The sequence below is a fragment of the Virgibacillus sediminis genome (assembly GCF_042643265.1).
GTDB classification, from domain to species: Bacteria; Bacillota; Bacilli; order Bacillales; family Amphibacillaceae; genus Virgibacillus_O; species Virgibacillus_O sediminis.
In genome coordinates, this window is the sequence record NZ_JBHRRZ010000001.1 from 144640 (window position 1) to 159751 (window position 15112).

A 15112-nucleotide genomic window follows, 5' to 3' on the forward strand; every position below is an offset into this window, starting at 1 on the left:
CCTATTAATAATACATATTATTCAAATAGATTAGATAGCCGTTAAACGAAATGGATGCTTGGTTATGGTGTACCACTTTATATTGTGGCTTATAAGCAACAAATTCTCGTGACGGCATAGAAAATTGCGATAGATGCTTAAAGGATGGCCTGGTAACAAACGGCATCATATAGGCTGAGCGAGTGCTTCCGGGCCTTCTATGTTGATTGAGGGATTGGATAATCTGTTCTCCGGACTTAATTCCTATTCCATGGCCGAAAAATGTTCCGTCCTCCAACACTACGGCATTTTCTCCCCTCCACCAATCCGTTTCTGGATGAAAATCTGGATTATTAAAATAGACCACATCACCGGGAAGCGTAAAATTTGTATTAATTCGCTGAATGCCAAGATCAGAGTCGAAATGCCAGCTGTATAAGTAGAGGTTCTGAAACAGCTGATTAAATAATCTCTCCCCGATAGCAGCTAAAACAGCACGGTAGTAAATGATCAATATAGCTGTTGCACATTCAAATCCATAAAGAGAGCCGTTTCTGTAAATATCTTCAATTGCATCCGAAGGTCTGACATCCTGCCGTAATCTAAACCCGCCGACACTCGTCCGGTGCCAATATTCCGGATTGCAGCGGGAGTTCCTAAAGGTTTCAAACTGTGCGTCACTGTTGTTCATGGCTTTTGCACTCTCTATAATGTTTTTTCGCAATTGGAGTTCAAAGCGCAATCCATTCATGGTTTGATAAGAATAAATGATAGGATGGCCTTGCATTTGTCTGTAGATTGTACGTTCAATAGCATCTGAGGTCCAAGTATCACTTGCTGGAGCATCCATTCCTTGCAATTGAATCATTTCGTCCACATCCTTGTTTTAGTAAAGTTGGATTTGTACCCAGTGTATTCTTGGTGTCGTTTAATGTGTATATCAACTAGTCCACTCATTGCAGAAAACAAAAACACCGTCCGGCTGTATAACCGGCGGTGTTCTTACTTTCCCTGTATTTCTTATTGTTCCTGCAATTCTCCGAGCGATACGCGGTGGGTCTCCTGTGGATTCTCCAACATATAGACATTGGCTGTTTCGTTTTGCTCATCAATGTTTTGTATGTATATCGGATTTCCACGGAACGTTACATTAATGAGGTTTTCGGATTGCCTTATTTCCTTTGCCCGCTGCTTATCCATATATCTCGTTCTCCTCCTTATCAGTCATACTTGTATATTGAAATCATGTTTAAAGTAAAATGGCTGGTCTAGCTGGATTCGAACCAGCGAATCACGGGATCAAAACCCGATGCCTTACCGCTTGGCTATAGACCAACGATATGGAATTGCAAATGACAAGAAAAAATTGTCTATTTTCAAGATAGATCTTAACCCTTGTATCTTGTATCGCCTGTATGTCCTTATTATCTTATCCGAATAGAGAGATACTATTCGTCCAAGATCATTTTTTTATATCTTTTGAAGCTGCAGACGGAGAACACCAGTATAAAAATAAGCGTAAGCGGACATATTCATCATTTGTGACTATTACTGTGTCGATTGAATATCTAAGAAAAGAGGATAAAGCCATGCTGCGATGTATGGAGACTTGAAAATTTTGAAAAATAAAAGCCGCCAATGGCAGCTTTTATCCAGTTTAATGGATATTTCTATATAGACCGATCACTTTTCCAAGAATTGTTACATTTTCATAAATAAGAGGGTCCATCGTAGCATTTTCAGGCTGGAGACGGATATGATCCTTCTCTTTGAAGAAGCGTTTTACTGTAGCTTCGTTTTCTTCTGTCATTGCTACTACTATATCACTGTTTTGAGCAGTGTTTTGCTGTTTAACGATGACCTTGTCTCCATCAAGAATGCCCGCCTCTATCATACTTTCCCCGTCAATAACAAGGATAAAAAGGTTGTCATCCGCTCCTGCGCTAGAATTGGGGAGGGGGATGTACTCTTCTATATTTTCTACCGCAGTTATCGGCAATCCGGCAGTTACCTTACCAATTACTGGCGCGTACGTAACTTCTTCTCTAGGGATATTGTTGTCTTCTTCCATATTCATTACTTCTATCGCACGCGGCTTTGTCGGGTCCCTCCTGATGAAGCCTTTGCTTTCCAACCTGGAGAGGTGGCCGTGCACCGTCGAACTAGAAGCAAGCCCCACTGCTTCTGCAATCTCACGAACAGATGGGGGATAACCTTTTTCACTGACTTGTTCTTTTATATAATCAAGGATCATTTGCTGCCTTTTTGAAAGCTTAGTCATCTATCAAACACCTCGCACATAGAATTTACTAGTGATAGTTTACCATTTGGTACCAGGTAATGCAAACGTTAGTTCGAAAAAACGGTTGACAGGACCATACGTTCGGTATTAATATGAATGTACTTAAATGCGAACAAAGGTTCTTAAATTTTGTGGGGGGAATGCTGTATGTTTGGTAAAATAACAATGACCGATGTATTTTATATAGGTGCTTTTATTTTGATGCTGGGGTTTTTGTATTTTGCTATGATAACCAGCTGAGATCGACAGAAGGGGTTATGACACATGAGAGCTATCATCTATTGCAGAGTTAGTACCAATAAAAGTGAACAAGAAACATCACTGGAGAGACAGCGGCAGGAACTCAATGAACTGGCGGTAAGATTCGGGTTTGAAGTGATTGCCTCCATAGAGGATCAAAGAAGCGGATACGATATAGATCGTGAGGGCATATTCGAGATGCTTGATTATTTTGGAGAAGGAAGTGCTGACTGTCTGTTGATACAGGATGAGACGAGGCTTGGGCGCGGTAATACAAAGATTGCCTTGTTTCATCAGCTGCAAAAATTAGAAGTACCGGTGTATACTGCCATCCATGACGGGAAACTGGAACTGTCCGAATCCGACTCCATGGTTCTTCAAATAGTAGGAATAGTGGAAGAGTACCAACGGAAAATTCATAATGCGAAAATTAGGAGAGGCATGAAAAAGGCCGTTAAAGAGGGGTATAACCCGGCGGATAATCTATCAAATCAAGGAAAGGCTCCCGGCAGGGAAAGAGTCCCATTTCCCATCGAGGAAGTAGTAAGATTGAGGCGGAATAAAATGACCTTTGAGGAAATTGCAAAGACATTGAATAATCTGGGATATCCGGTATCCAAAGCAACTGTCCACCGCAGGTACCAGGAGTATCAAAATACTTGATTATGAACATATGGAACGATAATATGAAGAGCAAGGACGGGATGTCCCTGCTTTTTTTATGTTCTGCAGGGGCCTCAAGGAGGTTTAAACATGTTATCTGAGGAAAAATTAGGGCGTATCAATGAGCTTTCCAGAAAATCCAAAAAAGAGGGTTTAACGGAAGAAGAAAAAAAGGAACAGAAAAAGCTTCGGGAGGAATACCTGAAAAACGTCCGGAATTCATTCAAAAACCAATTTAAGTCTATGACAGTGATGGATCCGGAAGGGAACGATGTAACCCCTCAAAAAGTAAGGGACCTGCAGGAAAGAAACAAAAAACATTAAAACTGTTCATTATCAATAATGAACTTTCACTTGTTATGTGAAAAGTTTCATTATAGAATGTATATGTGACAAACAAATCAGACAGAAAGAGAAAAGGAGATTTTAAATGGCAGACAGAATTGAACAGCAATCAATCAATACCATTCGTACCTTATCCATTGACGCAATTGAAAACGCAAACTCCGGACATCCAGGTTTGCCAATGGGTGCCGCTCCGATGGCATACACATTGTGGACGGATTTTATGAACCACAATCCTAAAAATTCCAAATGGTTTAATAGAGACCGTTTTGTATTATCCGCAGGACATGGATCCATGCTCCTATACAGCCTCTTGCACCTTTCCGGCTATAATGTAACCATGGAAGACCTGAAAGGATTCCGCCAGTGGGATTCAAAAACACCAGGTCACCCTGAAGTACATCATACAGATGGGGTGGAAGCAACAACAGGACCTCTTGGGCAGGGGATAGCTATGTCCGTAGGAATGGCTATGGCAGAAGCTCATTTAAGTGCAAAATTCAATAAAGAAGATATTAATGTAGTGGACCACTATACTTATGCAATTGTCAGTGATGGCGACTTAATGGAGGGGATCTCCCATGAAGCTGCTTCTCTGGCAGGGCACCTGGGCTTAGGAAAGCTCATTGCACTCTATGATTCCAATGATATTTCTCTAGATGGTGATTTGGACCGTTCTTTTTCGGATAATTCAGAGCAGCGGTTCAAGGCGTATGGCTGGCAAGTGCTCCGTGTTGAGGACGGTAATGATGTAGACGAGCTTCGTCATGCTATTAAAGAAGCACAGAAGAACACAGATCAGCCGACACTGATTGAAGTGAAAACGGTTATTGGTTATGGTTCCCCTAATAAATCAGCTTCAGCTGCATCCCATGGCGCTCCTCTTGGAGGCGATGAGGTTAAGCTCACTAAAGAATTCTATAAGTGGGAACATGAGGAATTCCATGTACCTGAAGATGTCTATGCTGATTTCAACGAGAAGATTGGAAAGCAGGGGGAAGAAGCTGAAGCAGCTTGGAATAAAACATTGGAAACATACAAGGAAAAATACCCTGAACTTGCAGAGGAATTTGAACTTGTTCTTTCAGGAGAGCTTCCGGCTGACTGGGATAAAGAACTTCCTGTTTTTGAACCAGAGAAGGACACGCTGGCAACTCGTGCATCCTCAGGTAAGGTCCTGAACGCTATTGCCAAGTCCGTTCCGAACTTCTTTGGCGGAAGTGCCGATTTAGCTGGTTCAAACAAAACTCTGATTGAGGGAGAAGATGATTTCTCTCGTAAAAACTATGCTGGAAGAAACATCTGGTTCGGTGTACGTGAACACGCAATGGGGGCTGCCCTCAATGGTATGGCATTACATGGAGGACTGAAGGTATTTGCGGGTACATTCTTTGTCTTCAGTGATTATCTGCGTCCGTCCATTCGCTTGGCATCTATTATGCAGACTCCAGTAACCTATGTGTTTACCCATGATTCTATTGCTGTCGGTGAAGATGGTCCTACTCATGAACCAATTGAACAACTGTCCTCACTGAGAGCAATGCCTGGTCTTTCTTTGATCCGTCCGGCAGATGCTAATGAGACACAGGCAGCATGGAGGCTGGCATTAGAATCCAAAGATCAGCCGACTGCTCTAGTGCTGACAAGACAGAACCTTCCAACACTCGAAGGTACGAAAGAAAATGCTTATGAGGGTGTTAAGAAAGGCGCATATGTTGTAAGCAAAGCCGATAAAGAAACACCTGATGCACTGCTTCTTGCCACTGGTTCCGAAGTACAGCTGGCTGTCCGTGCGCAACAGGAATTGAAAGAAAAAGGCATTGATGTCAATGTAGTCAGCATGCCGTCTTGGGATCGGTTCCAATCTCAGGATGAAGCATACCGTAATGAAGTCCTTCCACCGGCCGTCAAGAGCCGTGTAGCCATTGAGATGGGATCTCCATTTGGCTGGGAGCGTTATGTAGGTGATGAAGGAAAAGTTCTAGGAATTGACAGGTTCGGCGCCTCCGCAAATGGCGAAAAGGTTATGGAGGAGTACGGCTTCACTGTTGAAAATGTAATTAAATATGTAGAGTCCGTAATCAAGTAATAACCAAAAAGATGGTTCCTTTAAGGGGCCATCTTTTTTTCGACAAAACTAGTGTGGTTTTACAATAGGAAGTGACATTTTTTTGGAGGTGAATACGTATAATAGATGATAAAAGGAGATGATTGCAGTGTATGAGTATTCTATCTTTTGGATAAAAGAAGAAATAGCGAATAATTATTTCCATAAAAGTGATCTATTATATCGTTTTATATATGAATACCAGCGTAATCACCGCCGTCCAGATTTAAAGGATCAATTTAATTATATAACTAACAGTTTTTCCGTTTCTAATTTAGTTACATACCTGAAGACATGCCGGGACTTAGGTTTTGTCGGCAGTGAGAAAATTAGTATTAGGGGAAATATGGTGGAAATCTACCTAAATGAGAAATATATTTCTTTACAGATAAAAGAGAAACAATTACAATTCGTTTGTAAGACACTACAGGATGCAGAAGATCTGCTGTTTCCGCTGTTGCGGAAGTTCGATAACAAGTTATTCGTGGTTGGTAACAACCATAGAAAATTTGGGTGGATATCACCAATACAGCAGCTTAATGTTTCCCTCAGTGGACAAGTGTTGTATTCTTATCCCTAATTTACTATACTGTATAGGAGACAACACGAAGGAGGAAAGCTTGAAATGAGCACGATTTGGGTCGTATTAATAGCAATTTTGGCATTGATTGCCGGTGTTGCGCTTGGATTTTTCATTGCACGAAAGTATATGATGAATTATTTAAAGAAAAACCCGCCAATTAATGAACAGATGCTTCGCACACTAATGATGCAGATGGGACAGAAGCCTTCCCAGAAGAAAATCAATCAGATGATGCGGGCGATGAACAACCAGAATCAGTCCGGAAAGTAATATGCAATTATTAATCATTCATTAATAATGATATGCATACGAACATACTCCTTGCTATCCTAATAGTTGGGGGTATTTTTAATTTTTGCACTTTCCGTGTGAATGTTGGGGTATTGTCAAAAATGATTGCTTTTCTGCCCTTATAATTCTGATAAAATGAATAAAGCGATGTTTTAGGAGGATTACTATGGAAGAGATTAATGTCTTTCTCGCTTTTGGGGCAGGCTTTCTGTCATTTGTTTCGCCCTGTGTTTTACCGCTTTTTCCTGCCTTTTTATCTTACATAACTGGAATGAGTGTAAGCGAAATACAGGAAGAGAACAAAAAACTCAATAAAAAAGCGATGCTGCATACCTTATTCTTTTTGCTTGGTTTTTCCAGCGTTTTCATCATGATCGGGTTTACCACCTCTTTTATTTCGGAATTTTTGATGACTTATCAGGATATAATCAGGCAGATCGGAGCAGTTTTAATTATCTTTTTTGGTCTAGTGATTGTAGGAGTATTGAATTTTGAATTTCTCATGAAAGACAGGAAAATTAGATTCAAGAACCGTCCAGCCGGATTTTTCGGTTCCTACTTGGTTGGTACCGCATTCTCACTTGGATGGACTCCATGTACGGGCCCGATCCTAGCAATTGTATTATCTTTGGCAGCAACTAACCCTGATATCGGGATGATTATGATGGTCAGCTATGTGTTAGGATTTTCTATTCCGTTCTTTTTGCTTTCCCTATTTATCGGTAAGCTGAGATGGTTTAAGAGAAATAGTGGATGGCTAGTGAAAGTAGGCGGTTATGTGATGATCGGGATGGGGATTGCCCTATTTTTTGACTGGACCACCAAAATTACTGCATTTTTAGCTGGATGGTTTGGTTTTTACGGATTTTAATGGATTTTCACGCGTGTTTATACTATCATTATTAAATATAATGTTGTGAAAGAAGGGGACGGATTTATATGCATACACCGAATGATTTAATTTTAAAGACGACAACCTCGGTAATAACATTTATTCTGCTAGGATTTGCTATCTATCTGTTCATTGCTGGCCATAATTCTCCAGGTGGCGGGTTTGTAGGGGGATTATTGACCTCCGGTGCCATTTTGCTGCTGAATATGGCTTATGGAATGGAAGCGGTCCGAAAGATGCTTCCGATCAATTATACGACGATGATACCGGTTGGGTTAGCGATTGCAGTAGGCACGGGTGCGGGATCATTCCTATTTGGTGTTCCATTCCTATCCCAGACGTTCGGATACTTTCATTTCCCAATTTTTGGAGAAGTTGAACTTGCTACGGCAATGTTGTTTGATTTGGGTGTCTATTTCACGGTTGTCGGTGTTATGATGACCATCATATTAACAATCGCCGAGGACACGGAGCAGCAGTAGGAGGAACTAAAATGTCCAAAATGTTTGTTGGCTGCCTGTGCATAACGGCAGGGAAGAGTGATTAACATGTTCTGGTTAATAGCTAGTACCATTGTTGCTGCCTGCATGGCTTCTATCATGATTGTCATTCGTCTAAGAGCGTCAAAAAGACCGGCATCTCTTAGAAAGATTATCCTTCCTCCCTTATTTATGAGTACGGGGGCGTTGATGTTTATCTTTCCAGCTTTCCATATCAATCTTTTCCAGTTCATGGAAGCAGCGGCAGCAGGAATGGTTTGCTCTATCTTTTTGATTAAAACGACAAAATTTGAAGTCAGGGATCAGGCTATATATTTAATTCCCTCCAAATTATTTGCATTGATTTTAGTTGCTCTATTGGTATTTCGCTTAATCTTCAAATTGATCATCGGAAGTACGATCTCTTTTGGTGAAACAAGTGGGATGTTCTTTATTCTCGCTCTATTCATGATCCTAACCTGGCGGTCGGTAATGTTATATAAATACATACAGCTGGAAAGGGATCTTAAGTGCCGGACAGCATAAAAAAGTGCGCCAAGTGTTCCTTGGCGCACTTTTTTAATTTAGTAACTAAGAATTTTAGGCTCATCGGTAACCTATCAACTGGAATAGCCTGCTCCGCTCTAACAAAGCAAGTTTTCCTTCCACTTAAATATAACAAGTAAAAGGGCCACACACCATATGGCAGACCAACGAGCATTGAATAATTTCTAGTGGCCGCAGCAACATAATGGCACTATAAGGGCCAAGAGTTGGCATGGCCACCTGTTCTAATTTCTTTCACCTGCTGGTTGGATAGCGATCCTGCCAATCCTCTGCATAATCCTTTTTTGATAAATTAAATAAGTGCTCATAAGGTTTTGTGTCAATATCCTTTTCTTTTAGTTTTTTCCTTAAGAACTTATGATCCCTTTTCGGGGTAGCCACAATATAACCTTCTATTAGTGTTTCCTTCGTAATAACCTCATCTTTTTTCTGAAGGGCCATTTCTCCAATTTTGCTAGCAATCTTATGCCTGGCTACATCCCGAAACAATTCAGGAACAGGGGAGACAAGTTCCTCCAGAAATTCCTTTTCTTCCTCCTGCCACATATGTCTCGTTTTCTCCATGTAATATTCTTCCCAATCCATATCCGAACGCCCATCAGCTTTCGGCAGTTTTTTCAAGAATTTACGGAACATGAAGAATCCGCCGATTCCCATTAGACCAATCATTATAAAACCCCAAAGAACAATTAAGTAATCCATCATATCTGCCAACTCTTTCACCTGATCTTCCAAGAGAACAATAGAGGAATCCATTATTTTCTATTCCGAAGCAATTTATTTTTTGTTCTCTTTATAGTAATATTACATATAATTAGAAAGTAAAATTATGGTAGTTACATATTTACTGTTATCATTAATTATAGTAGGAATTTATAAGATAAACAAGATTCATGTCAACTAGCTGTTGCATCTTTAGAGATAATGCACTTTACAGACGAGATCAACCAGGTTTCTACATTTTGGAGGGGGGAAATCACTATAATGCAATATAAGAACCATGGCAGAGAAGGAGTCTCAGGGATCTATCCAAGCTTCCCAGAACAAATACAGACCGATCAGTCTAAGCTCCCTCCATCAATTTTGAGATGGATAGGTGAGGCTGCTGATGCAGTGATAATTGTATGGGATGAAGATGGGAATGCCCAGTATATTTCCAGGGCCTTTGAGCAATCGCTTGGATATAAATTGTCCGAAATCCAAGCGCTGAAATGGCATGATTTGGTATCTCGGCAAGATGCCTGCTATATAAAGAAAACAATCGATAAAAGTGGAGGACACGACCAGGTATTTACAAGCAGTCTTCTACATAAGAACGGCCAGTATATCAGGTGCCAATGCAAACTGAGAAAGATTACAGATCAAATGACTGGCTCCATATTTTACGCTAGTATCATTAAAGACATGACAGAGAGAAAAGAATTGGAAGAAATGATTATTCGCTATGAAAAAATGTCGGATGCAGGGCAGCTTGCGGCAGGTATTGCCCACGAGATACGGAATCCTCTGACCTCATTGAAAGGATTTTTGCAGCTTCTCCAGGCAAAAGTAAAGGGAAGAGATGAATACTATAAGATAATGCTTGAAGAAATTGAAAAAATGGAAAAAATCACCACCGAACTATTGTTTGTTTCCAAACCATTAACCGAAAATATGAAAATGGAACCCGTAACCGAAATGATTGAGGATGTAGTGACACTTTTGTCAACACAGGCAAGAATAAAGGGAATCGACATTGAGTATGCGGGAGAAGATGGCGCATTTGTCTATTGTGATCGTTCACAGGTTAAGCAAGTACTCCTCAATTTAATTAAAAATGCTGTAGAAGCGATGGAAGAACCAGGCACCATTCAGGTGAAAGCCAAAAAAAGTGAGGAAGATGTTTGTATACAGATAATTGATGAAGGTGCCGGCATTCCGGAAGAGCTCATTCAAAAATTAGGGGAACCCTTTTTCACGACAAAAAAAAGTGGGACTGGCCTTGGACTAATGATTACCAAGAAAATTCTTGAAAGGCATAATGGAAAACTGTCCATTAAAAGAAACAGAGAAAAAGGCAGCACTTTCGGAATATACTTTCCGATACAGTAAGTTATAACTTTAGACCATACTTCTTTTCCTTTGGTATAATTTTTACTTATCATTTTAAATAAGATATTGATATATCTACTTTTATGTTAAATAATTGTTTTATAGACTGTCTTCGTATAAAATATAACTCGAAATGATAATTTTCATTCATTTCTTATCTTAATGAAAGTATCAGTAATTTGAAATGTGAAAATGGTCATATACCCGTTTTCTGATGGAAATTCGGTGCAGTGGCCAAAGCAAGTATTGGGAGAGGGGTTAAAATATGGGAAACAACGCGTTTAATTCCAAGAAACAGTTTAACGCAAACGGAAAAACGTATAACTATTATGACTTAAAAGCGGTTGAAGAGGCAGGACTGGGCAAAGTTTCCCGTTTGCCATTTTCTATCCGCGTTCTATTGGAATCGCTTCTACGACAGCATGATGGCCGTCAGATTAAAAATGAACATGTGGAAGGCCTTGCAAAATGGGGAACAAAAGAAGGGGAAGGCAGCGATGTACCTTTCAAGCCATCCCGTGTAATTTTACAGGATTTCACCGGGGTTCCTGCGGTTGTTGACCTTGCTTCTTTAAGGAAAGCTATGGTGGATATGGGTGGAGAGCCAAATAAAATCAATCCAGAAGTGCCAGTTGACCTAGTTATCGACCACTCTGTGCAAGTCGATGAATACGGTACTCCTAATGCACTTCAAGCTAATATGGATCTTGAATTTGAACGCAATGCCGAACGTTATGAGTTCTTGAACTGGGCTCAGAAAGCTTTTGAAAACTACCGGGCAGTTCCACCGGCAACCGGTATCGTTCACCAAGTTAACCTAGAATACATTGCAAACGTTGTCCATGGAGTCAAAAACAGTGATGGAGAATATGAAGCATATCCGGACACACTAGTTGGTACCGATTCCCATACCACTATGATCAATGGCCTAGGAGTCCTTGGATGGGGCGTAGGCGGTATTGAAGCTGAAGCCGGAATGCTTGGGCAGCCGTCATTTATCCCGGCACCTGACGTTATTGGTGTGAAATTTACCGGAAGTTTCCCTAATGGAACAACAGCTACTGACTTAGCCTTGAAAGTTACTCAAGTGTTGCGGGAGAAAAATGTGGTTGGCAAATTTGTTGAATACTTCGGTCCTGGGCTGAAGGATATGCCTCTTGCAGACCGTGCAACCATTTCTAACATGGCACCGGAATATGGTGCTACTTGCGGATTCTTCCCAGTGGATGAAGAAGCTTTGAACTACCTTAAACTCACCGGCCGTGACCAAGAGCAGGTTGACCTGGTTGAAAAATATTGTAAAGAGAACAATCTCTGGTACTCTGCTGATCAGCCGGATCCTGAGTACACAGAAATGGTGGAAATTAACCTCGATGAGCTTGAGCCAAACCTTTCCGGACCTAAACGTCCGCAAGATTTGATTGCTCTTTCCGATATGAAGGAAAAGTTCAATAATGCTGTCACCGCTCCAGAGGGTAATCAAGGTTTCGGGATGGATAAATCAGAATTTGACAAAGAAGTAGAAATTGAGCATCCAAATGGCAGCCGTTCCGTTATGAAGACGGGTTCACTGGCAATTGCTGCAATTACTTCCTGTACTAATACTTCCAATCCATATGTAATGCTTGGTGCAGGACTTCTTGCGAAAAATGCGGTCGAAAAAGGGCTGGATGTACCGGAATACGTCAAGACATCTCTTGCCCCCGGGTCTAAGGTTGTTACCAAGTACCTGGAAGACTCTGGATTAATGCCATACCTGGATAAGCTTGGATTCAACCTGGTTGGTTATGGCTGTACAACTTGTATTGGTAACTCCGGACCGCTCCGCCCGGAAATTGAACAGGCTATTGCGGACAATGACTTGCTTGTTTCTTCTGTTCTTTCAGGAAACCGTAACTTCGAAGGCCGAATTCATCCGCTTGTAAAAGCCAACTATTTGGCATCTCCTCCATTGGTGGTTGCATACGCACTAGCAGGTACAGTGGATGTAGATCTTTCGAAGGAGCCATTAGGTAAAGATAAAAATGGGGAACCAGTATATATGAATGATATCTGGCCTTCTATGAAGGAAATCAAGGAGCAGGTGGAAAATGTGGTTACACCTGAGATTTTCCGCAAAGAATACGAAAATGTATTTGAATCCAATGAAAAATGGAATGAAATCGATACAACGGATGAACCCCTGTTTGAATGGGATAAGGATTCTACTTATATCCAAAACCCTCCATTTTTTGAAGGATTGTCCAAAGAAGCGGATACCGTTAAGCCATTGAATAAATTGCGTGCCATTGGTAAATTCGGTGATTCGGTTACAACGGACCATATTTCACCAGCAGGTGCCATCGCAAAAGATATGCCGGCAGGCAAGCATCTGCAGGATAAGGGAGTTTCCCCTCGGAACTTTAACTCCTACGGTTCCCGTCGTGGTAACCATGAAGTTATGATGCGGGGAACATTCGCCAACATTCGGATCCGCAATCTGCTGGCTCCGGGGACAGAAGGCGGATATACAACTTATTGGCCAACAGGCGATGTAATGCCGATCTATGATGCCGCAATGAAATATCAGCAGGATGGAACTGGTTTAATTGTATTAGGCGGTAAAGATTATGGAATGGGCTCATCACGTGACTGGGCAGCCAAAGGGACCAACCTCCTTGGTATTAAAACAGTTATTGCTGAAAGCTTTGAACGTATTCACCGCTCCAATCTTGTCATGATGGGCGTCTTGCCGTTACAGTTCGAAAAAGGCCAGAGCGCGGATAAATTAGGGCTGACCGGAAAAGAGACCTTCAATGTAGAAATTGGTGAAGATGTAAAACCGCATGATTTAGTAAAAGTTACTGCGGTCGATGAAGAAGGAAAAACAACTGAATTCCAAGCGATTGCACGCTTTGACAGTGAAGTAGAAATTGACTACTACCGTCATGGAGGCATCCTGCAAATGGTTCTCCGTGATAAGATGGAAGCTTAATGTTTGCCAAAAGGCCTGTACTGCTGACAGTACAGGCCTTTGCAATTTACTGAGCTTTCAATTGACTAAAAGTTATATTAATTGAAATAGTTGGCGATACTCCTTATTAGACAGCCAGGCTGTTTAGCCTTTGGCATCAATTACAGTCCGGCAGACGAAGCACGGGGTTTGATGATCTGTTGTGAAGGATGTCTTGCCCCGGTATAAAAAGGAGTGAGCCACCATTTCTTTAAAGAAGAGATTGTCTTTTGAAGAATTAGTCCAGGAGAACCGCCAGCAAATCCTGAATGATCGATTGCTGATGGATAAGCTCGAGGAAGAAGTCGATAACCGTATGCATCTTTCTTCCCAAAAGAAGCAAGCCGAATAGTCAACCCCCTTCTCTGAATGGCAGAAATGTCCAGGGGAGGGGAGTTGTTTTGTATGGGACCGGCAATCATTTACAGTTATATTGCTTCCTGTTTTGAAGAGACTATGGATGAGCCTAACAGAGGAGGGTTATGAGTGGTACACAATAATAATAAGCCAAAGCCTGATGACCGCAGTGACAATGTAGAGAAATTGCAAAGCATGGTACAGGATACTTTGCAGAACATGGAGAAGGCAAATGAAACCATGGAAGTTTCCCACGGCGATCAGAAAGAGAAAATCAAAGAAAAAAATGAACGCCGTGAAGCTGCTGTAAAAGGTATGCGTCAAGAGATTAAGGATGAGGCACAGCACAATAACCTTCACTAAGCTCAAGCAGGGATCCCGCAGATGTGGTCGGGATCCCTGCTATTGATTATAAGCAAAAATCTGCAAGCAACATATACATTTATGGTAGGATATAGAAAGTTAGGCATTAAGGGGGAAAATCATGAAGAAGATCCGTACACCCATAGAAGTAAGATATCAGGAAACAGATCAGATGGGGGTTGTTTATCATGCCAATTACCTTGTCTGGTTTGAAATAGGGCGAACTAAATTTATTGAAAGTCTCGGTCTCAGTTATACGGAAATGGAAAAAAATAATGTGGTCTCTCCTGTTACGGATGCGACAATATCCTTTAAAAAGCCGATACGTTATGGGGAGGACGTTGCAGTAGTAACATGGGTAGAAGCATACAACGGGGTACGCACAACTTATGGATATCAAATAATTAATGGTGATGGTGAAACTGCTGTCAGTGGTACCACCGAACATGTAATTGTACATAAAGAAAGTTTCAGACCACTTTCTTTAAGGAAAGCTTTTCCGTCATGGCATCAAGCATACTTACAAAGTAAAGAAGGAGAATAGGATGGCATTTGGAGTTTCAAAAGAGGAACTGAAGGCTTGGAAAAAGGATGTAAAAGATGGGAAGATCGCTTTTTTGACCCATTTTTGGCTGGATGACCGTTTTCCTGGCTGTACTACAGTTACAAAGGTGGGGTGCAGTGATTTAAGCCGGTTGCAGGAATGGGGAACTCGGTACGGCCTTAAACCCGAATGGATACACCATGATAAGAATTATCCGCACTTTGATTTGTTCGGCGATAGACAGAGGGATATTTTGAGGGGTGAGAACCAGCACGATCAATTGGAAAGATTTAAAATAAACTAGGAAAGAGGCGTAC

At 41.2% G+C, this 15112-nt stretch carries 18 protein-coding genes and 1 tRNA gene; 14 read left to right on the forward strand and 5 right to left on the reverse strand.

Translation table 11 applies throughout. From position 1 onward, the window contains the following. Positions 1-4: 4 nt before the first annotated feature. The 4 genes from ACFODW_RS00710 to lexA all read right to left on the reverse strand — a co-directional run bounded on the left by ACFODW_RS00710 (position 5) and on the right by lexA (position 2260). A complete protein-coding gene (locus tag ACFODW_RS00710) occupies positions 5-847 on the reverse strand; it encodes a protein-glutamine gamma-glutamyltransferase (RefSeq protein ID WP_390301400.1) in 843 nt (280 codons plus the stop codon). A gap of 152 nt (positions 848-999) precedes the next feature. Next, a complete protein-coding gene (locus tag ACFODW_RS00715) occupies positions 1000-1179 on the reverse strand; it encodes an H-type small acid-soluble spore protein (protein ID WP_390301403.1) in 180 nt (59 codons plus the stop codon). Between the two features lie 60 nt (positions 1180-1239). After that, positions 1240-1314, reverse strand: a tRNA-Gln gene (locus tag ACFODW_RS00720). Between the two features lie 322 nt (positions 1315-1636). Further along, positions 1637-2260, reverse strand: a complete 624-nt coding sequence (lexA, locus tag ACFODW_RS00725; protein WP_390301406.1) for a transcriptional repressor LexA — start codon at positions 2258-2260, stop codon at positions 1637-1639. 285 nt (positions 2261-2545) lie between these two features. Between lexA and ACFODW_RS00730 the strand changes: the two genes are divergently transcribed. The 8 genes from ACFODW_RS00730 to ACFODW_RS00765 all read left to right on the forward strand — a co-directional run bounded on the left by ACFODW_RS00730 (position 2546) and on the right by ACFODW_RS00765 (position 8427). Then, entirely contained in the window at positions 2546-3184 is a 639-nt protein-coding gene (locus ACFODW_RS00730) for a YneB family resolvase-like protein (RefSeq protein ID WP_390301409.1), read from the forward strand. A gap of 90 nt (positions 3185-3274) precedes the next feature. Further along, the gene (locus tag ACFODW_RS00735; RefSeq protein ID WP_390301411.1) at positions 3275-3508 is read left to right on the forward strand and encodes a DUF896 domain-containing protein; all 234 of its coding nucleotides are present in this window, start codon (positions 3275-3277) and stop codon (positions 3506-3508) included. Between the two features lie 106 nt (positions 3509-3614). Beyond that, a complete protein-coding gene (gene tkt / locus ACFODW_RS00740; protein WP_390301414.1) occupies positions 3615-5618 on the forward strand; it encodes a transketolase in 2004 nt (667 codons plus the stop codon). 127 nt (positions 5619-5745) lie between these two features. Further along, complete coding sequence (sirA, locus tag ACFODW_RS00745) at positions 5746-6216, forward strand: sporulation inhibitor of replication protein SirA (RefSeq protein WP_390301417.1); 471 nt, start codon at positions 5746-5748, stop codon at positions 6214-6216. Positions 6217-6261: 45 nt separating this feature from the next. Beyond that, a complete protein-coding gene (locus ACFODW_RS00750; protein ID WP_390267097.1) occupies positions 6262-6489 on the forward strand; it encodes a YneF family protein in 228 nt (75 codons plus the stop codon). 187 nt (positions 6490-6676) lie between these two features. After that, on the forward strand, positions 6677-7381 hold the full coding sequence (locus tag ACFODW_RS00755) for a cytochrome c biogenesis CcdA family protein (protein ID WP_390301420.1): 705 nt from the start codon (positions 6677-6679) through the stop codon (positions 7379-7381). A 68-nt stretch (positions 7382-7449) separates the two neighbouring features. Further along, the gene (locus tag ACFODW_RS00760) at positions 7450-7884 is read left to right on the forward strand and encodes a Na(+)/H(+) antiporter subunit B (RefSeq protein WP_390301423.1); all 435 of its coding nucleotides are present in this window, start codon (positions 7450-7452) and stop codon (positions 7882-7884) included. A gap of 66 nt (positions 7885-7950) precedes the next feature. After that, positions 7951-8427, forward strand: coding sequence for a CcdC family protein (locus ACFODW_RS00765; protein WP_390301426.1), 477 nt, complete (start codon positions 7951-7953; stop codon positions 8425-8427). A gap of 255 nt (positions 8428-8682) precedes the next feature. Here the strand turns inward: ACFODW_RS00765 and ACFODW_RS00770 are convergent, their stop codons facing one another. After that, positions 8683-9150 carry a DUF2621 family protein gene (locus ACFODW_RS00770; RefSeq protein WP_390301551.1) on the reverse strand — a complete coding sequence of 156 codons (468 nt, stop codon included), beginning with the start codon at positions 9148-9150 and terminating at the stop codon, positions 8683-8685. A gap of 282 nt (positions 9151-9432) precedes the next feature. Between ACFODW_RS00770 and ACFODW_RS00775 the strand changes: the two genes are divergently transcribed. From ACFODW_RS00775 to ACFODW_RS00800, 6 genes are all read left to right on the forward strand, one after another. Beyond that, positions 9433-10539, forward strand: a complete 1107-nt coding sequence (locus ACFODW_RS00775) for an ATP-binding protein (protein ID WP_390301429.1) — start codon at positions 9433-9435, stop codon at positions 10537-10539. 265 nt (positions 10540-10804) lie between these two features. Further along, positions 10805-13513, forward strand: a complete 2709-nt coding sequence (gene acnA / locus ACFODW_RS00780; protein WP_390301432.1) for an aconitate hydratase AcnA — start codon at positions 10805-10807, stop codon at positions 13511-13513. 241 nt (positions 13514-13754) lie between these two features. Next, positions 13755-13883 carry an FbpB family small basic protein gene (locus ACFODW_RS00785; RefSeq protein ID WP_390301435.1) on the forward strand — a complete coding sequence of 43 codons (129 nt, stop codon included), beginning with the start codon at positions 13755-13757 and terminating at the stop codon, positions 13881-13883. A gap of 134 nt (positions 13884-14017) precedes the next feature. Beyond that, on the forward strand, positions 14018-14251 hold the full coding sequence (tlp, locus tag ACFODW_RS00790) for a small acid-soluble spore protein Tlp (RefSeq protein ID WP_390301438.1): 234 nt from the start codon (positions 14018-14020) through the stop codon (positions 14249-14251). Between the two features lie 121 nt (positions 14252-14372). Then, the gene (locus ACFODW_RS00795; RefSeq protein WP_390301441.1) at positions 14373-14795 is read left to right on the forward strand and encodes an acyl-CoA thioesterase; all 423 of its coding nucleotides are present in this window, start codon (positions 14373-14375) and stop codon (positions 14793-14795) included. Position 14796: 1 nt separating this feature from the next. Next, positions 14797-15099, forward strand: coding sequence for a hypothetical protein (locus ACFODW_RS00800; RefSeq protein WP_390301444.1), 303 nt, complete (start codon positions 14797-14799; stop codon positions 15097-15099). Positions 15100-15112: the final 13 nt, after the last annotated feature.